This is a genomic window from Cupriavidus sp. 05T41, from assembly GCF_056396525.1.
In genome coordinates this window covers 88,779-106,510 of record NZ_JBFTLQ010000007.1, presented here as the reverse complement: position 1 = coordinate 106,510, position 17,732 = coordinate 88,779, and the positions used below count along the sequence as shown (strand labels likewise).

The 17,732-nt window shown below is 63.5% G+C and carries 18 protein-coding genes and 3 tRNA genes; 15 read left to right on the top strand and 6 right to left on the bottom strand.

The window, feature by feature from the left end; genetic code table 11:
* Nucleotides 1-11 precede the first annotated feature (11 nt).
* From AC1DKV_RS06525 to AC1DKV_RS06465, 13 genes are all read left to right on the top strand, one after another.
* Nucleotides 12-2,234: a RelA/SpoT family protein gene (locus AC1DKV_RS06525; RefSeq protein ID WP_441616425.1), complete on the top strand. Its 2,223-nt coding sequence runs from the start codon at nucleotides 12-14 to the stop codon at nucleotides 2,232-2,234.
* A 21-nt stretch (nucleotides 2,235-2,255) separates the two neighbouring features.
* Nucleotides 2,256-2,332 (top strand) — tRNA-Val (locus tag AC1DKV_RS06520).
* Nucleotides 2,333-2,429: 97 nt separating this feature from the next.
* A tRNA-Val gene (locus AC1DKV_RS06515) sits at nucleotides 2,430-2,506 on the top strand.
* Nucleotides 2,507-2,891: 385 nt separating this feature from the next.
* Entirely contained in the window at nucleotides 2,892-4,799 is a 1,908-nt protein-coding gene (gene thrS, locus AC1DKV_RS06510) for a threonine--tRNA ligase (protein WP_441616423.1), read from the top strand.
* Nucleotides 4,800-4,844: 45 nt separating this feature from the next.
* Nucleotides 4,845-5,366, top strand: coding sequence for a translation initiation factor IF-3 (gene infC, locus AC1DKV_RS06505; protein ID WP_081651578.1), 522 nt, complete (start codon nucleotides 4,845-4,847; stop codon nucleotides 5,364-5,366).
* A gap of 169 nt (nucleotides 5,367-5,535) precedes the next feature.
* A complete protein-coding gene (gene rpmI / locus AC1DKV_RS06500) occupies nucleotides 5,536-5,733 on the top strand; it encodes a 50S ribosomal protein L35 (protein ID WP_006575466.1) in 198 nt (65 codons plus the stop codon).
* 28 nt (nucleotides 5,734-5,761) lie between these two features.
* Nucleotides 5,762-6,118 (top strand): 50S ribosomal protein L20, encoded by a 357-nt coding sequence (gene rplT, locus AC1DKV_RS06495; RefSeq protein WP_092595867.1) that lies wholly within the window; start codon nucleotides 5,762-5,764, stop codon nucleotides 6,116-6,118.
* 320 nt (nucleotides 6,119-6,438) lie between these two features.
* Nucleotides 6,439-7,482 (top strand): phenylalanine--tRNA ligase subunit alpha, encoded by a 1,044-nt coding sequence (gene pheS, locus AC1DKV_RS06490; protein ID WP_441616420.1) that lies wholly within the window; start codon nucleotides 6,439-6,441, stop codon nucleotides 7,480-7,482.
* Between the two features lie 70 nt (nucleotides 7,483-7,552).
* A complete protein-coding gene (gene pheT, locus AC1DKV_RS06485) occupies nucleotides 7,553-10,000 on the top strand; it encodes a phenylalanine--tRNA ligase subunit beta (RefSeq protein WP_441616418.1) in 2,448 nt (815 codons plus the stop codon).
* A gap of 68 nt (nucleotides 10,001-10,068) precedes the next feature.
* Nucleotides 10,069-10,482 (top strand): integration host factor subunit alpha, encoded by a 414-nt coding sequence (locus AC1DKV_RS06480; protein ID WP_441616416.1) that lies wholly within the window; start codon nucleotides 10,069-10,071, stop codon nucleotides 10,480-10,482.
* A 136-nt stretch (nucleotides 10,483-10,618) separates the two neighbouring features.
* Nucleotides 10,619-11,053, top strand: coding sequence for a MerR family transcriptional regulator (locus AC1DKV_RS06475; RefSeq protein WP_441616414.1), 435 nt, complete (start codon nucleotides 10,619-10,621; stop codon nucleotides 11,051-11,053).
* Nucleotides 11,054-11,109: 56 nt separating this feature from the next.
* A tRNA-Pro gene (locus tag AC1DKV_RS06470) sits at nucleotides 11,110-11,186 on the top strand.
* 162 nt (nucleotides 11,187-11,348) lie between these two features.
* On the top strand, nucleotides 11,349-12,287 hold the full coding sequence (locus AC1DKV_RS06465; protein ID WP_441616412.1) for a toll/interleukin-1 receptor domain-containing protein: 939 nt from the start codon (nucleotides 11,349-11,351) through the stop codon (nucleotides 12,285-12,287).
* A 3-nt stretch (nucleotides 12,288-12,290) separates the two neighbouring features.
* Here AC1DKV_RS06465 and AC1DKV_RS06460 read toward each other — a convergent pair whose 3' ends face one another.
* From AC1DKV_RS06460 to AC1DKV_RS06450, 3 genes are read right to left on the bottom strand one after another with little or no spacing between them, the layout of a single operon-like run.
* Complete coding sequence (locus AC1DKV_RS06460) at nucleotides 12,291-12,992, bottom strand: tyrosine-type recombinase/integrase (protein ID WP_441616410.1); 702 nt, start codon at nucleotides 12,990-12,992, stop codon at nucleotides 12,291-12,293.
* Complete coding sequence (locus AC1DKV_RS06455; RefSeq protein WP_441616408.1) at nucleotides 12,989-13,393, bottom strand: hypothetical protein; 405 nt, start codon at nucleotides 13,391-13,393, stop codon at nucleotides 12,989-12,991. The genes AC1DKV_RS06460 and AC1DKV_RS06455 overlap by 4 nt, the downstream gene beginning before the upstream one ends.
* Entirely contained in the window at nucleotides 13,390-13,617 is a 228-nt protein-coding gene (locus AC1DKV_RS06450) for a DUF4224 domain-containing protein (protein WP_441616407.1), read from the bottom strand. Before AC1DKV_RS06450 ends, AC1DKV_RS06455 begins: the two co-directional genes overlap by 4 nt.
* 171 nt (nucleotides 13,618-13,788) lie before the next feature.
* On the opposite strand from AC1DKV_RS06450, the gene AC1DKV_RS06445 reads away from it, so the two are divergent.
* Nucleotides 13,789-14,010 carry a hypothetical protein gene (locus tag AC1DKV_RS06445; RefSeq protein WP_441616405.1) on the top strand — a complete coding sequence of 74 codons (222 nt, stop codon included), beginning with the start codon at nucleotides 13,789-13,791 and terminating at the stop codon, nucleotides 14,008-14,010.
* Between the two features lie 14 nt (nucleotides 14,011-14,024).
* Here AC1DKV_RS06445 and AC1DKV_RS06440 read toward each other — a convergent pair whose 3' ends face one another.
* Nucleotides 14,025-14,885 (bottom strand): DNA adenine methylase, encoded by an 861-nt coding sequence (locus AC1DKV_RS06440; protein ID WP_441616403.1) that lies wholly within the window; start codon nucleotides 14,883-14,885, stop codon nucleotides 14,025-14,027.
* Nucleotides 14,886-14,919: 34 nt separating this feature from the next.
* Between AC1DKV_RS06440 and AC1DKV_RS06435 the strand changes: the two genes are divergently transcribed.
* Nucleotides 14,920-15,600, top strand: coding sequence for a hypothetical protein (locus AC1DKV_RS06435; RefSeq protein WP_441616401.1), 681 nt, complete (start codon nucleotides 14,920-14,922; stop codon nucleotides 15,598-15,600).
* Nucleotides 15,601-15,620: 20 nt separating this feature from the next.
* Here the strand turns inward: AC1DKV_RS06435 and AC1DKV_RS06430 are convergent, their stop codons facing one another.
* Nucleotides 15,621-17,411, bottom strand: coding sequence for a DNA cytosine methyltransferase (locus AC1DKV_RS06430; RefSeq protein WP_441616399.1), 1,791 nt, complete (start codon nucleotides 17,409-17,411; stop codon nucleotides 15,621-15,623).
* The gene (locus tag AC1DKV_RS06425; protein ID WP_441616397.1) at nucleotides 17,408-17,731 is read right to left on the bottom strand and encodes a hypothetical protein; all 324 of its coding nucleotides are present in this window, start codon (nucleotides 17,729-17,731) and stop codon (nucleotides 17,408-17,410) included. The genes AC1DKV_RS06430 and AC1DKV_RS06425 overlap by 4 nt, the downstream gene beginning before the upstream one ends.
* Nucleotide 17,732 lies beyond the last annotated feature (1 nt).

The following is a 17,732-nucleotide window of genomic DNA, read 5'->3' as shown; positions in this document are numbered from 1 at the left end:
GGTGCTGCAAGATGGTGACGTCGACTGACCTGACCGGGCAGGTTGCCGGTACGCCCGATGCCGGACTGGTGGAGCGGGCGCTGGCCTATGTGCGCGAGCGCGGCAGCGCCGCGCTGCTGCCGACCGGGGAGCCCGTGCTGACGCATGCCGAGGGCATGCTGAAGGTGCTCGACGGCCTGCGCGTCGACGATGCCGCGCGCGCCGCCGCGTGCCTGTTTGCGGTGGCGGCCTTCGTGCCTGGCTGCGAGGCGGAAATCGAGCCACGCTTCGGCGAGGAAGTCGCGCGGCTGGTCAAGGGCGTGCGCCAGCTGCTGCGCATCGGCGCCATCGCGGTGGGCCACAGCGGGGCGCCGGAAACGACCAAGGACGAGATCGCCGCGCGCCAGGAACAGGTGGAAGCGCTGCGCAAGATGCTGCTTGCCTTCGCGCAGGATATCCGCGTGGTGCTGGTGCGGCTGGCCTCGCGCCTGCAGACGCTGCGCTGGCTGGCGCAGGTCAAGGCGCAGCCGCTGCCCGGGGTGGCGCGCGAAACGCTGGACATCTACGCGCCGCTGGCCAACCGGCTCGGTATCTGGCAGATGAAGTGGGAGCTGGAGGACCTGGCATTCCGCTTCGAGCAGCCCGATACCTACAAGCGCATCGCCAGGCTGCTCGACGAGAAGCGCATCGAGCGCGAGGGCTATATCGCCAGCGCCATCGCGCGGCTGCAATCCGAGCTCGAGACGGCCGGCATCCGCGCCGAGGTGACGGGCCGGCCTAAGCATATCTACAGCATCTGGAAGAAGATGCGCGGCAAGGAACTCGACTTTGCCGACCTCTACGACGTGCGCGCCTTCCGCGTGATCGTGGACGACATCAAGGATTGCTACACCGTGCTGGGCATCGTGCACCATATCTGGCAGCCGATCCCGCGCGAGTTCGATGACTATATCTCCCGGCCCAAGTCCAACGGCTACAAGTCGCTGCACACGGTGGTGATCGGCGACGACGGGCGCGCCTTCGAGGTGCAGATCCGCACCCAGGAGATGCATCATTTCGCCGAGTACGGCGTGGCGGCGCACTGGCGCTACAAGGAGGCCGGTTCCAAGGGCTATAGCGGCCAGTTCTCGGCCAGCGAGCGCTACGACGAGAAGATCGCCTGGCTGCGCCAGCTGCTGGCCTGGAAAGACGACGCCGACCACTCGGTGGCGCACGATGAATCGTGGGAGCAGCTCAAGCACGCCGCCATCGACGACCACATCTACGTGCTGACGCCGCAGGCGCGCGTGGTCGCGCTGCCGCAGGGCGCCACGCCGGTGGACTTTGCCTACTACCTGCATACCGACCTGGGCCACCGCTGCCGCGGCGCGCGCGCGGACGGCACCATGGTGCCGCTCAATACGCCGCTCAAGAACGGGCAGACGGTGGAGATCATCGCCGTCAAGCAGGGCGGGCCGTCGCGCGACTGGCTCAACGCCGAGCTCGGCTATCTTGCCGCGCCGCGCGCGCGGGCCAAGGTGCGGGCCTGGTTCAACGCGCTCGACTCGCAGGAGACCATTTCGCAGGGGCGGGCGCTGATCGACAAGTCGCTGCAGCGCGAAGGCAAGACCGCGGTCAACCTCGACGACCTGGCCACGCGGCTTGGCTTCAAGACGCCGGACGACCTGTTCGCTGCCGTCGCCAAGGAAGAATTCAGCCTGCGCCATGTGGAGCAGGCCCTGCGCCATCCGGAAGGCGCGGGGCCCGTCACCGCGCTGAGCGAGGAAGAGGCCGTCACCAAGAAGAGCCGCGCCACCAGCGTGGCGCGTGGCGCCAAGAGCGGCGTGCTGGTGGTGGGCGTGGACTCGCTGATGACGCAGATGTCCAGGTGCTGCAAGCCGGCGCCGCCGGACGATATCGTCGGCTTCGTCACGCGCGGGCGCGGCGTCTCCATTCACCGCCGCAACTGCCACACGTTCTGCCAGCTTTCGGCGCGCGCGCCGGAGCGCGTGATCCAGACCGAGTGGGGCAAGAAGAGCGATGCGGTGTATCCGGTGGACATCCACGTGGAGGCAGTCGACCGGCAAGGCCTGCTGCGCGATATCTCCGAAGTGCTGTCGCGCGAGAAGATCAATGTTACCGGCGTGAAGACGCTGTCGAGCAAGGGCGTGGCGCGCATGCAGTTCACGGCCGAGGTGTCGGAGGCGACGCAGTTGCAGCGCGCACTCGGATTGATAGAAGACGTGGCAGGGGTCTTGCAGGCGAAAAGAAAGTGATGCTATACTCGCGCTTTCGCTAGGCTCGTAGCTCAGCTGGTTAGAGCACCACCTTGACATGGTGGGGGTCGTTGGTTCGAGTCCAATCGAGCCTACCAATGAATTCGCAGTGGTAAGCAATTCTGGTAGTGCACTAGCGTGCAGCAGAAAAAGAAGTAATGAAGTAATGAAGTAAGGCGGCAGTAGTGTGGCAGTAGGCTCGTAGCTCAGCTGGTTAGAGCACCACCTTGACATGGTGGGGGTCGTTGGTTCGAGTCCAATCGAGCCTACCAAAAGCATTGCAGCAAGAAGTAGCTTGGCAGTAAGCAGCAGCAAACGCAGTATCGCAGTACCCGGTTCAACCCGTTCACAGGAATGGAAGGCGCCATGATGAAGACATCGCGAACTACTACCGCTAATTAGCGACAGTAGTCGAGGTGCGCCTTGATCCCGGATCGTCCGGGGTTGAATTGAGAATAACGCAGCCTTGGCTGCGTTTTTTTTCGTCTGTCGCTCGTTAGCTGCCTGATATGCTGCCCGGTCCCCGGTGGATCCGACCGGGTGAAAGTCCCCGCTGCCTGGCCCGTGCCGATGCATGGTCGCCCGGTGCTACAAGATGCTTTTCATCCGCTTGCCGAGACAACGAGACCGGCGGGCGGATTCCTGATGAGGTGCAAGATGATCGCAATCACGCTGCCGGATGGTTCCCGCCGCGAGTTTCCCGGCCCGGTGACGGTCGCAGAAGTGGCGCAGAGCATTGGCGCCGGCCTGGCCAAGGCGGCCCTGGCCGGCAAGGTGGACGGCCGCATGGTCGACACGAGCTACCTGATCGAGCAGGACGCCGGCCTGGCCATCGTGACTGACAAGGACGCCGACGGCGTCGACGTGATCCGCCATTCGACGGCGCACTTGCTGGCCTACGCCGTCAAGGAGTTGTATCCGGAAGCGCAGGTGACGATCGGTCCGGTGATCGAGAACGGCTTCTACTACGACTTCGCCTACAAGCGCCCCTTCACGCCCGAGGACCTCGTTGCCATCGAGAAGAAGATGGCCGAGCTCGCCAAGAAGGACGAGAAGGTGACGCGCGAGGTCTGGAGTCGCGACGAGGCGGTGAAGCTGTTCGAGTCGATGGGCGAGAAGTACAAGGCCGAGATCATTGCCTCGATTCCGCAGGACCAGGAAATCGGCCTGTACCGCGAAGGCGAGTTCGTCGACCTGTGCCGCGGCCCGCACGTGCCTTCCACGGGCAAGCTCAAGGTCTTCAAGCTGATGAAGGTGGCCGGCGCCTACTGGCGCGGCGACGCCAAGAACGAGATGCTGCAGCGTATCTACGGCACGGCCTGGGCCAAGAAGGAAGACCAGGAAGCCTACCTGCACATGCTGGAGGAAGCCGAGAAGCGCGACCACCGCAAGCTGGGCAAGCTGCTCGACCTATTCCACCTGCAGGAAGAGGCGCCTGGCATGGTGTTCTGGCACCCGAAGGGCTGGCAGGTGTGGCAGGCGGTGGAGCAATACATGCGCGGCCGCCTGACGCAGGCCGGTTATGAGGAAGTGCGCACGCCGCAGGTGATGGACCGTTCGCTGTGGGAGAAGTCGGGCCACTGGCAGAACTACAAGGAGAACATGTTCGTCACGGAGTCGGAGAAGCGCGACTACGCGATCAAGCCGATGAACTGTCCCGGCCACGTGCAGATCTTCAACCACGGCCTGCGCTCCTACCGCGACCTGCCGCTGCGCCTGGCCGAGTTCGGCGCCTGCCACCGCAACGAGCCCTCGGGCGCGCTGCACGGCCTGATGCGCGTGCGCGGTTTCGTGCAGGATGATGCGCATATCTTCTGCACCGAAGAGCAGATCGTCGCCGAGGCCAAGGCTTTCAACGAGCTGGCCTTCTCCGTCTACGACGACTTCGGCTTCAAGGACGTGGCGGTCAAGTTGTCGCTGCGCCCCGAGCAGCGCGCCGGTTCGGACGAGGTGTGGGATCACGCCGAGGAAGGCCTGCGGCTGGCGTTGCGCGCCTGTGGCGTGGAGTGGGAAGAACTGCCGGGCGAGGGTGCCTTCTACGGCCCGAAGGTCGAATACCACATCAAGGATGCCATCGGCCGCTCGTGGCAGTGCGGTACGCTGCAGCTCGACCTGGTGCTGCCGGAGCGCCTGGGTGCGGAATACGTCTCCGAGGACAATTCGCGCAAGCGTCCCGTGATGCTGCACCGGGCCATCCTGGGCTCCTTCGAGCGCTTCCTGGGCATCCTGCTGGAAAACCATGCGGGCGCGCTGCCAGCCTGGCTGGCGCCGGATCAGGTCGTAGTGCTGAATATTGCCGACTCACAGGCAGAATATGCCGAAAACGTCGTGCAACTTCTGCAAAAACAAGGATTTAGGGCTAAGGCGGATTTGCGTAACGAGAAAATTACGTATAAAATCCGCGAGCATTCCCTTCAGAAGATTCCCTACCTGCTAGTGGTGGGCGACAAGGAGCGGGATGCCAATCAAGTGGCCGTGCGTGCCCGTGGCAATGCGGATCTGGGTGTGATGCCTGTTTCCGCGTTTGTGGAGCGTCTGCAACAGGACGTTGCCAGCAAAGCCTGATGGGATGAGCACGGCTTGTTTTTTGTCTTCTTGAGGTAACGCAACATCGCTACAGACAAAGGTCATCGCATCAATCGCGAAATCAGCGCACCCGAATTGCGCCTGGTCGGGGTTGATAATGAGCAACTCGGCATCGTCAAGTTCATGGACGCGCTTCGCCTGGCTGAGGATAAGGACTTGGACTTGGTGGAGATCGCGCCGACCGCGGTGCCTCCGGTTGCCCGTATCATGGACTACGGCAAGTTCAAGTACGAGGAAGCCAAGCGCGCGCACGACGCCAAGTTGAAGCAGAAGATCATCCAGGTCAAGGAAGTCAAGTTCCGGCCGGGTACGGATGATGGCGACTACAACGTCAAGCTGCGCAACCTTAAGCGCTTCCTTGAAGACGGCGACAAGACCAAGATCACGCTGCGTTTCCGCGGCCGTGAGATGGCGCACCAGGAAATCGGCGCGCGTGTGCTCGAACGCCTGAAGGCGGATCTGGAAGAAGTCGGCCAGGTCGAGCAGATGCCGAAGATGGAAGGGCGCCAGATGGTGATGGTGCTGGCTCCCAAGAAGAAGAAGTAAGATTCTGCGCGTTGCCGCGGCCCGGTGGAGAATTCCGCCGGGCGTGGCGGCGTGCGAATGCAGCGCAGATGGCCGCTCGCGGCCTCGCGCAACAATAAGTGGATGCGGGTTATGCAAGCGTCGGCGCTAGCCGGCCACCTGCATGCATGTCAAAGAGCTGGAGTTTTTCATGCCGAAGATGAAGACCAAGAAAAGCGCTTCCAAGCGCTTTACTGCGCGTCCGAATGGTTCGTTCAAGCGTGGCCAGGCCTTCAAGCGTCACATTCTGACCAAGAAGACCACCAAGAATAAGCGTCAACTGCGCGGCACCCAGGACGTCCATGAGACGAACCTGAAGTCCGTTCGCGCAATGATGCCTTACGCATAACCCCTAACGAAAACGAAAGGAGCATTTCATGCCTCGAGTAAAGCGTGGGGTCACTGCACGGGCCCGCCACAAGAAAGTCATTGACGCTGCCAAGGGTTACCGCGGCCGTCGCAATAACGTCTACCGTATCGCCAAGCAGGCGGTCATGCGTGCTGGCCAGTACGCGTACCGCGATCGCCGCAACAAGAAGCGCGTGTTCCGCGCTCTGTGGATTGCGCGTATCAATGCTGCTACGCGCGAGCATGGCATGACCTACAGCGTGTTCATGAACGGTCTGAAGAAGGCCTCGATTGAACTGGACCGCAAGGTGCTGTCGGACATGGCTATCCATGACAAGCCTGCCTTTGCCGCCATCGTCAACCAGGTGAAAGCCTCCGTTGCCTGATGCCGGCTCCGGCCTGCCGCGCTAACCGCGTGGCAGGCCGGGGGCAAGCACCGACCGCAAGGTCGACAGCATCTCCACCGGACTCGACTTCCGGCGGACCTGCAAGAAACGGGGCTCCTCACCGAGCCCCGTTTTTATTTCGAATGCCGTTTTTGCGTGTGCTACGCCGGGCTGCGAAGCGCGGTGGGCAAGACGGCATCCGAAACGAGCTCCGCGCCGCCCGGTGCCGCGCGGGGCCCGGCATCTACATCGCACTTAGTGCCAACCCCACGCCCGGGCCCCGCGTGACCCGGACGCCAAATCTATCGCCGACCGCCGCCATGTCTCTGGATCCGGATCAAATCGTCGCCGACGCCCAGGCCGCCTTCGCCGCCGCCAACGACAACGCCACGCTGGAAAACGAGAAAGCCCGCTTTCTCGGCAAGACCGGCGCGCTTACCGAGTTGCTCAAGAGCCTCGGCAAGCTCGACCCGGAAACGCGCAAGAGCGAAGGCGCGCGCATCAACCAGGCCAAGCAGCGGGTCGAAGCCGCGCTGAACGCGCGCCGCCAGGCGCTGGCCGATGCACTGATGAACGCGCGGCTGGCCGCCGAGGCCATCGACGTGACGCTGCCCGGCCGCGCGGTGGCGCGCGGCAGCCTGCACCCGGTGATGCGTACCTGGGAACGCGTCGAGCAGATCTTCGGCTCGGTCGGCTTTGACGTGGCCGACGGCCCCGAGATCGAGACCGACTGGATGAACTTCACCGCGTTGAACAATCCGGACAACCATCCGGCCCGTTCGATGCAGGACACCTTCTACGTGGACGGCCGCGACAGCGAGGACAAGCTCCTGCTGTTGCGCACCCACACCAGCCCGATGCAGGTCCGCTATGCGCGCATGCACGTGGAGAAGTACAAGGGCCGCGACATGCCGCCGATCAAGGTGATCTGCCCGGGGCGCACCTACCGCGTCGACAGCGACGCCACGCACTCGCCCATGTTCAACCAGGTCGAAGGCCTGTGGATCGGCGAGGACGTGAGCTTTGCCGACCTCAAGGGCGTCTACGCAGATTTCCTGCGCAAGTTCTTCGAGCGCGATGACATCCAGGTGCGCTTCCGCCCGTCGTATTTCCCGTTCACGGAGCCGTCGGCGGAAATCGACATGGCCTTCGAGGAGGGGAAAAATGCGGGCAAGTGGCTGGAGATCTCCGGCTCGGGCCAGGTGCACCCGAACGTGCTGCGCAACATGGGGCTGGACCCCGAGCGCTACATCGGCTTCGCCTTCGGCTCCGGCCTCGAACGCCTGACCATGCTCCGCTACGGCATCAACGACCTGCGCCTGTTCTTCGAAGGCGACGCGCGTTTCCTGCGCCAGTTCGCCTGAGGCCGCGCACGCGTCCGAGCATTACGTCACCGACTCAACAGAACAGAATACTTACCGGATCAGAAGCGCCATGCAATTCTCGGAATCCTGGCTTCGCAGTTTCGTCAATCCCGACAAGATCTCCACCGATGCGCTCTCGCACAGCCTGACCATGGCCGGGCTCGAAGTGGAAGAGGTCGGTCCGGTCGCGCCGCCGTTCGACAAGGTGGTGGTGGCCCGCGTGCTCTCCACCGAACGCCATCCCAACGCCGACCGCCTCAATGTCTGCCAGGTCGATGCCGGCACCGGCGAGACGCTGCAGATCGTGTGCGGCGCGCCCAACGTGGCGCCCGGCATCCTGGTGCCGTGCGCGCTGGTCGGCGCGGTGCTGCCGCCGTCCGAGGCGGGCGGCAAGCCGTTCGAGATCAAGGTGGGCAAGCTGCGCGGCGTAGACAGCTTCGGCATGCTGTGCTCCGCGCGCGAGCTCAAGCTGTCGGAAGACCACGGCGGCCTGATGATCCTGCCCGAGGATGCAAAGATCGGCCAGGACATCCGCCAGTACCTGGACCTGGATGACCAGGTCTTCGTCATCAAGCTCACGCCCAACAAGGCGGACTGCCTGTCGATCCACGGCGTGGCGCGCGAAGTCGCCGCGCTCACCGGCGCGGCGCTGACGCTGCCGGAGATGAAGCCGGTCGCAGTGACGCTGGCCGACAAGCTGCCGGTCAAGGTGTCGGCGCCCGACCTGTGCGGCCGTTTCTCCGGCCGCGTGATCCGCGGCGTGAACGCACGCGCGGCCACGCCGGCATGGATGGTCCAGCGCCTCGAGCGCGCCGGCCAGCGCAGCATCTCGGCGCTGGTGGACATCTCCAACTACGTGATGCTCGAACTGGGCCGCCCGTCGCACGTGTTCGACCTGGACAAGATCCACGGCGGGCTGGACGTGCGCTGGGCCCGCAAGGGTGAACAGCTCAAGCTGCTCAACGGCAATACCGTGGAACTCGACGAGCAGGTCGGCGTGATCGCCGACGACAAGGAAATCGAGAGCCTGGCCGGCATCATGGGCGGCGACAGCACCGCGGTCACGCTCGACACCACCAACATCTACCTCGAAGCCGCCTTCTGGTGGCCGGAAGCGATCCAGGGCCGCTCGCGCCGCTTCAATTTCGCGACCGATGCCGGACACCGCTTCGAGCGCGGCGTGGACTACGCCACCACGGTCGAGCACATCGAGCGCATCAGCGCGCTCATCCTCGACATCTGCGGCGGCCAGGCCGGCCCGGTCGACGACCAGGTCGTCAACCTGCCGCAGCGCAAGCCGGTGCATCTGCGCGTGGCGCGCGCCGAGCGCGTGCTCGGCATCGAACTGTCGCCGGCGGAAATCGCCGACGTGTTCCAGCGCCTGCAGCTCTCCTTCACGCGCGAGCAGGGCGCGGATGGCGAGGTGTTCGTGGTGACGCCGCCGAGCTACCGCTTCGACATCGAGATCGAGGAAGACCTGATCGAGGAAGTGGCCCGCATCTACGGCTTCGAGCGCATCCCGGCACGTCCTCCGGTGGCCGAGAGCGAGATGCGCCCGACCGACGAGGCGCGCCGCTCCACCCACGTGGTGCGCCACGCGATCGCCGCGCGCGACTACCAGGAAGTGATCAACTTCGCCTTCGTCGAAGAGAAGTGGGAACGCGACTTCGCCAGCAACGACAATCCGATCCGCCTGCTCAACCCGATCGCCAGCCAGCTTGCGGTGATGCGCTCGACGCTGATCGGCGGCCTGCTCGACAAGGTGCGCTACAACCTCAACCGCAAGGCCGCGCGCGTGCGCATGTTCGAGGTGGGCCGCGTGTTCCATCGCGATGCATCGGTGGCGGACGGCGGACTGACCGTGGCCGGCTATCGTCAGCCGATGGTGGCAGGTGGCATCGCCTATGGCCCGGCCTCTGAAGAGCAATGGGGCGTGGCAACGCGCCCGGTGGACTTCTTCGACGTCAAGGGCGATGTCGAGGCGCTGCTGCATCCGCGCGTGGCGCGCTTCGAGCCGGTCTCGCATCCCGCGCTGCATCCGGGCCGGGCCGCGCAAGTGGTGATCGACGGCAAGGTGGCCGGCGTGATCGGCGAACTGCATCCGCGCTGGCTGCAGGAGTATGAGCTCAGCCAGGCGCCGGTGGTGTTCGAGCTGGACCTGCAGGCGCTGCGCGAAGCAGGGCTGCCGGGCTACACCGAAATCTCCAAGTTCCCGGCCGCCGTGCGCGACCTGGCGCTGGTGGTGAAGCAGCCCGTGCGCGTGCAGGACCTGCTCGACGCCATGCGCGATGCCCTGGAAAAACAAGGCTACGGCCGCTACTGCCAGAGCCTCGTGCTGTTCGACGAATTCCGCCCGAAGGCGGCTTCGGCGGCCATCGGCGCGGACGAGAAAAGCCTTGCGTTCCGCCTGACCTTGCAAGATACTGGGGCGACCCTCCAGGACGAAACCGTCGACAGCGCGGTGCGTTGCATGGTCGAAGCCGCAGGCGCCGCATTCCAGGCGCGGCTGCGCGGCTGATCCACCAGCTGACATGACAATGGAGCGCCCGGACCTCCGCATCCGGGCGGATCGCACACTGAATGACAATGAACGATCGACACGCGCATCTCATGGCCGCAGCAATGGGTGAGGCAGGCGACCGGCAGGCAGCATCTCTCGATGACGAGGCCTCCGACGCCCGCGCAGCCGAGGTACCCACGCTCACCAAGGCCGAACTCGCCGAAATGCTGTTCGACCAGGTCGGTCTCAACAAGCGCGAATCCAAGGACATGGTCGAGGCCTTCTTCGACGTGATTCGCGAAGCGCTGGAACATGGCGACAGCGTCAAGCTGTCCGGCTTCGGCAACTTCCAGTTGCGAGACAAGCCGCAACGCCCCGGGCGCAATCCCAAGACCGGCGAGATCATTCCCATCACCGCACGGCGCGTGGTGACCTTCCACGCCAGCCAGAAGCTCAAGGGCCTGGTGGAAGAGCGCGCCGGCCTGGCGGTGCCGGGCTGATCGTTTGCCAGCAGCACGGCCAGTCGCTATCCTGTCCAGCTATCTGCCGATCCGCATCGGCTCGCACGTCCGCGTGCCTGCCTGCGCGGACACCACAACCACTGCCGGCACGGCCTGAAGCCCGCCCATTCACCGTATGTCGGAAAGACCCAGCGAACGCATTTCGTTGCCGCCGATTCCCGCCAAGCGCTACTTCACCATCGGCGAAGTCAGCGAGCTTTGCGCTGTCAAGCCGCATGTGCTGCGCTATTGGGAGCAGGAGTTCACGCAGCTCAAGCCCGTCAAGCGGCGCGGCAACCGGCGCTACTACCAGCATCACGAAGTCCTGCTGATCCGTCGCATCCGCGATCTGCTGTACGAGCAGGGCTTCACCATCAACGGCGCGCGCAATCGCCTCGACGAAGGCCGCCAGCAAAGCCATGCGCCCGCCGAAGACGAGCAGGAAGTGGTCGCAGCGGTGCCGGCCGACGAGGCACCGGTCTTCTCGCTCGACATCAACAACCTGCGCAATGAGCTGGTGGAAGTCCAGCACCTGCTCGCGCAACTCAGGCAGATCGCGCGGCACGAATAAAAAGTGCATTAAGGTCTAGCCAGCTGAGAATTGCTTCTGCTATAATCTTTTTCTTTCGGGGCGTAGCGCAGCCTGGTAGCGTACCTGCATGGGGTGCAGGTGGTCGGAGGTTCAAATCCTCTCGCCCCGACCAGTATTAAGAAGGCCTAGCGGGTTTTACTCGCTAGGCCTTTTGTCTAACTTGAGCAGCGTTGTCTAACTTGGCTGCCAACGAGCCATCCCGGCCGTCCGGTTGGCTGACGTATGGGTTGGTTTGCGGCGATCTGTTATGTACTGCATATAGCAGGGGTACTCGATGTCTTGGACCGACTACACGCACGCGAAAGTCTTTGGTACCGTTGTCTTTCGTCCCTACTCGGACACCCTCGCCGAAATCGAACGCCATCTGGATCAAATGCTGGGTGGTCACCCGGATATAGCGCGAGGCTACATTCCCCTCCATAAACGGGATCTGATCTTTTGTTTTGGTGATCAAGGTTCTCTCCTCGTCGTTTCGGGCGGTTCATCACGTCATATTCCGACGCATATTGCCGGTCCGCTGGCAGAGATCGGCCTAGCCGATGCGTGTCTGGGTGTGGTAGATGACGCTGCTACGCTGCTCGGAGTAGGGGAACTGCCCGAGGATTTCCTGCGGGTCATGCAGCAAATCTCATTCATCGTACCTAAGGTCATCGCTTTGCCGGGCATCGAGTTTTCAGTGCAAGGCGATGGACGGGCGGTCCGTGTGGTTCAAGAGGCTGCTGCAATCTTGTTCGAAGCAGAAAAGGAGAGATACGTGGCAGAAGTTGAGCAGGATCGTCCGAAGCGGATCTTTCTTAGCCATAAGTCTATCGACAAGGGGATCGTCCGGGACGTAGCGAAGACGCTTAGGGAGATTGGACTAGACCCCTGGCTTGATGAGGACATGATGCCCGCCGGAGCGAATCTCGAGCGCGCAATCAAAGAGGGTATGGTGTCTTCATGTGCTGCAGTGTTTTTCGTGACTCCGCATTTCCAAGATAAAGATTGGTTGGCGACGGAGGTTGACCATGCAATGGCCGAGAAGCGAAAAAAGGGTGATCGCTTCGCCATAGTTCCATTGTTGATGCAAACTGAAGACGGGAAGAAGGGGGCAGTGATCGAAATGATGGAGCAGTACCTCCATAAAGATGTTCAGTACCACCAGATCATCAACGAGATCCTGCGAGCCATTCCTATAAAGATGGAACGTGTAGCCTGGAAGGCAGGTCGTTGAGCCCTAGTTCATTCGAGTTCTCGATACCGGCGTGACTCGCTCTAGTGTCCGAGCCTTCGTGTAGTGCGCCGTCATCTCAGCCGTAGTGTGCCCACCGAGTGCTTGGGCCGCTGCGGCACCCTCCGTTCTTCCCTTGTCAGTTAGTGCCTTGGCCCGCAGGTCATGGAAATGCATACCCGTCAGGTGTAATGCATCAGGCTCTTTCCCCACATTCTTGCAGCTAGCCTCATAGCTCTCCAGCGCCCGCTGGCATGCTCGCTTCCAGGCCGTCTGGGCGCCGCTATAGGTGAATTTGCCGCCCGTCTGGGTGCTGATCACGGGGCCGATCGCCTTCACCTTGCCGCCCTTGGCCATGTTCAGCGTGGCTTGTAACTCGGGAGTCATCTCTACGAGCATCCGCACGCCGCTGCTATTCACCGTCTTGGCCGGGTGGAATAGGATGCCTTCGTCGCTCACGTCTGACCACTTCAGCTCGAGCAAATCCCCGATGCGCTGGGCCGTTTGATATGCCAGGTCGATCAGCGCCATGATGGCCAGGCCGGATGGCGTCGACTTCCCGTCCTTGCCAATCTGCGCCGCGGCCCGGACAGCGTCCAGCTCGGCGTCCGTGATATAGCGATCCCGCTTGCCTTCGCTGGCTCCGGCCACCTCCCGAACCGGGTTTCGATCGCACAGCCCCTTGCGCACGGCATAGGTGAAGATCACCGAGAGCAGGGCGCGGTACTGTTGCTGGCGTTCGGCTTGGTGGAAAAGTGCTTATCGAGGAATCGCGCCACATGCCGCGGCTTCACGTCCTCAGGCATCCACTCTCGGTCGAATTCGGCCTTGAGGAAGGTGGCCATGCGCCGATATTCCTCGCGCGTGCCCAGAGCATATTTCGGCAGTTTCTGCACCAGCCATTCATCGATGAGCGCCGGCATGTTGTTCGTCGGCTTGGCATCGGCCTCCCGGCTGAACCGCGCCAGCTCCGTGTAGAGCTTGGTTAGCCCCTCCTCGACACGGCACAGTTTGTGCCACTTCCGCTTGATGTCCACGAACCACCAAGATCCGTGCTTCTCATAGACGCGCGAGGGAAGCGGCGAGGCCTTTTTCCGGCGACCGATCATGCTGCCTTCCTATCCGACGCGAGTTCGGGGCCGCGGCGGCGTTGTTGCTTCTGCGCCGGCTGGCTGCCGACACCCATGATGTGGTGGCGCCAGACGCGCACGCTGCCATCGGGACGGCGGTCCGCCGGGATACCGGCCTTGTTGAGCGCCTCCAGCTGCTCGGCGGCGCGCCGGTAGCCGGTGGCCTCGATGATCTCTTCTTTGCTTAGGGTCAGTGATTCCATCCGCTTCTCCCAGTCCTGCCGGGTTGTTTCGATAATAGAGCGCGCTGCTGCTTCCATACTCACTTCATTGGCAGATACGCATGTGGTTGCTAATTATCGATTTTGAATAATTCGGGATAAATGGCGCTTACTACATCTCAAGTATTCGGGAATGCGGCCGTCAACGGATGCATGACTTCCAAGCCGCTCCATGAACTCCCCTACGACCATCCCCTTCGGGAAGAGGCCCGCAACTTCGAAGACTCCGTTCGCGCGATCCGCAAGGCGAAGGGGTTGAAGAACCCAGAGGACTGCGTGCGTGGCACGCCTGAGTACGATGATGTCGAGGAAGCGTTCCTGACGGAGATGCTCTCGTACCTTCCGCCCGCACCTGGTGAAGACAAGCGGCCTTGAATGAGTAGCGCGCGTCATGCGATCAATTCCATCTGCGCACGCTGCCGCTCGATCGCGGACGAGCATGCCGGGTTGAGCCAGACCACTTCGGTGCGCGCGCGGCCGCCGTCGGCCATATGCCGGCGCTCGTGGCGCTCCCAGTCGGGAAACAACTCGTCGTCGTAGAGGCTGCTGGGGTAGCCGGACAGCACTACCATCGCGCTCGAGCGGCGGAGTACTGCGGCCAGTCGGCGATGGTCGTCGTCGGTCATTTCGTGCCGGTACCCGTGCGTCTTCGCCGATCTGCCCTGGATTGCCGACCTGGTGGTGTGCGCATAGGGCGGGTCCGCGTAGATCAGCGTGCCAGGGTTGTCCATGCGGGCGACCACCTCGATCGCGTCTCGGTTCTCCAGCAGTACTCCCTGCAGGCGCCGCGTGAAGGTCGGGATGGCATCGGGCCAGCGCATCCACTCTGCCGACGGCAGGCCGCGGCCGTCGGTTAGTTTCGACCGAAAACCGGTGCGGCACCCGCGCGTGGCGCTGTCGGAGCCGTGGCCGAAGAACGAGCGGACGATCAACTTGTGCGCGCTGTCGATGTCGTCGACGGCCGGCTCATAGGACCAGTCGAATTCCTCGCGCGAGAAAGGTGTAAGCGACACCCGTCGCTGCAGCTCGAGCGCCTTGTCCTGGTCGCGTAGCACGCGGAACACATTCACCACTAAGCCGTCGAGATCGTTGTAGCACTCGGCCGGCACGCGCTCTTTCTGCAGCAGGATGCCGGCGCCACCACCGTACGGCTCAACATAGCAACTGTGCGCCGGGAAGAAGCTCATCACCCACGGCGCCAGGCGGAACTTGCTGCCGTGATACCGGAGGACGGGGCGGGTTACCGTCATGCTACGATGCCCTCCAAAAAATGGAGGGGTGATCGTGAACCTGCGTGACGATAGCCGTGTGATCATCGGCTGCCTTCTGGGTGGCCTCTTTGGCGGCATCGCTATTGCCACCGCATGGAAGTTCACTTTCAAGCCGGAGAAGGATGCTTGGGACATCCTCACGGCATTGGGCACTATTGGCGCTGTGTTCACAGCCCTCGCTATATCCCTTCTTGATGGGAAGCGGAGGCGCCGAGCAGCGGCCGATCAGGCCAATCTGGTTGCTGCGCGTGCCAGTGTGAGCATCTCGGTTGCTATTCGAGAGATTTCCTTCGCGACTGCACTTCTGGACTTCTATGACGATCCCAAGGACAAGTACAGCAATACCTACGACGTCATCAAAGAACACATCCAGTTGGCCCATATTGATCTCACCCACAGCGATCTCGCAGCCCTGGTTGCGCTTCCAAATCGCTGCGCTCACAGGATTGCACGGGCGGGGGCTCTGTTGCGATATGTCGAGCGAGACATGGGGCGAAACGCGTGGCTCTTCGACCGTTCCGCGCACGCGCTTGCGCAGAGTCCGAGCGGCCGGGTTGACCGCATTGAGCATTGGGCAAATGCGGCACATGATGCTGGGAATTTGCTGGCGGTGGCAAACCGAGAATGTGAGGCGGCTTCGGAACTGAGTGCCCCTATGCCGGATGGTCAGGAGGTCTGGGGAGATCTTGATTGAACCGAATGCGGCATGCATCTTCATACAACCTCCGATTGCTGCGACACCGACAGCGCCACAGCCACCGAGCGCACCCACACCGGCGTGGCCGACAGCATGAACGTCTCGCCCGTCTCTGCCAGCAGCAGAGTGGTGCCCATCACCTCGGCGATCGCCTGCGCGGCGTCCGGCGGCACGGCGTTGCCGATGCGCTCGCGCCAGGCCTGATCGCTCAGACCATCCAACTCGAGATATTCCTCGGGCTCGATCAGCGACTGCAGCGCAGCGAGCTCCAGCGTGGTGAACGGGCGGTGCCACGTGCCATCCAGCGCGCGGATGATCGCCACCAGCTTGTCGTTCACCGCGGGGATGCGCGGATCCGCCACCGACCAGCGGCCGTTGTCGTGGCCGGCAGCTGCTGACACTGCACCGCTCGGCTGTTCCCACGCCACAACGCCGTAGTGCCCGCCGGTCAGGTAGTGGTCGCCCGACTCGCGGCGCATGCCTGGGCGCGGGTCGGCCACGGCATATGCGCCCTGGCCGGTGTCGCTGCGCGCGATGACCGTGCCGGCCGGCTCGTCGAAGCCTGTGATCCGGTACTTGCCCTTGCCTTCGAAGCCCGTCGACGCGCGCGGATCCTGCACGCACTGGCCGGTGCCGTGCGCGCTGGTGACCGCGCCGGCAGCGTCAGCCCACGGCACGATGCGGAACTCGTTGTTGTGCTTGGCCGGGCCTGCGTGGCGAGGATCGGCGACGCTGAACGTGCCCTGGCCAGGGTTCGTGCCGGCAGTGATGGCGCCGGATGCTTCTGCCCAGCGCAGCACGCCGTACTGCTGGTATTGCGCAGCGTTCGCCGGGCCGCGCGGATCCGCGATCGAGAACGTCCCATTGCTGGGCAGCGATTCGCCCGCCACCGCGCCGGCGTGCTCTTGCCAGCCAAGCACACCCAGCGCGCCGTTGCGGCGCTCCGGCATGATCAGGTAGTCGCGCAGGTGGCCGTCTTGCACCTCCAGCTTGTTCAGACTGCGCCAGTCGCTACCGGCCTCCACGAATGCCAATCGCACCCAGGTCTTCCACTGCAGCGACGGAACGCGATGCATCGGGCCACCAGGCTGCGCGCCAGGCATCGGCATGCGGCCGAGCACCGTACCGACACCCTGCAGGCGCTTCAGCGGGGGCTCGTACAGGAATGCCGGGACCTTCTCCATGTGCCGCGCGACCAGCAAGAACCGCTTGCGGCTCTGCGCCAGACCGGCCAACTGGCCACAGTCGTGCGTGGTCTCGTTCACGGCATAGCCGTAGTGGCGCAGGATCTGGTTGATCTGGTCGAGCAGATGCCGGCCACGCGTCGCCAGCCGCGGCACGTTCTCGAACACGATCAGCTCGACCGGATCATCCTTCCATGCCTCGCACATCAGCCAGACGCAGCGCAGCGTCAGCTCGTTGAGCGCCTGGTACTTCGGCGTGCGGCTCAGCGCTTCCGACAGCAGGCCGGACGCGCCTTTGCACGGCGACGAGATGAACACGCAGTTCGGGCGCTCGTGTCCCGCTGCGCGCTTGATGTCATTCGGCGTCGCCTCACGCCAGCCCGCCGGCGGCTCTTTGCCGTGGAAGGCGGTGAACATCTCGCGCGTGAAAAGGTCCATCACCGTGCACGGCACGCCCACTAGCTTCTCGAAGTCGCGGGCAGCTGCCGGGTCGACATCGATGCCGCCGATGCACTTCCAGGTGGCGACCATGTTGCCGACCTGCGAAGCGGCCTTCTTGAAACCCTTGGCGCCGCCGCCGAGGCCGCAGCAGAAACCGAATGTCTTGTACTCGCGGCGGATCATGCCTTGTCCTTGTTGTTCGTTGTGAGCGTTGCCAGCAGCTCCGACTCCGGGCCGTGCTTCACCCAGCGCGAGAGCGCCTGCATCGGGTTCTTGGCCGCGCCGGCCTTCAGCGAGTGCGCCAGGCGCTCGATCTGCTGCATGCGAGTGCTCAGCACCAGGTTGCGTTCGCGCGCCACGTCGAGCAGCGATCGCGTCTCGGCCAGCTGCTGACGCAGCTCGGCGTTCTGGCGCTTCAGGTCGGACGAGTCGCGCGCGAGATCGACGACGTCGCCGTTCAGTCGGTCGGCCGCGCGGACCGGGGTGCGTAGGGGCCAGTTCATG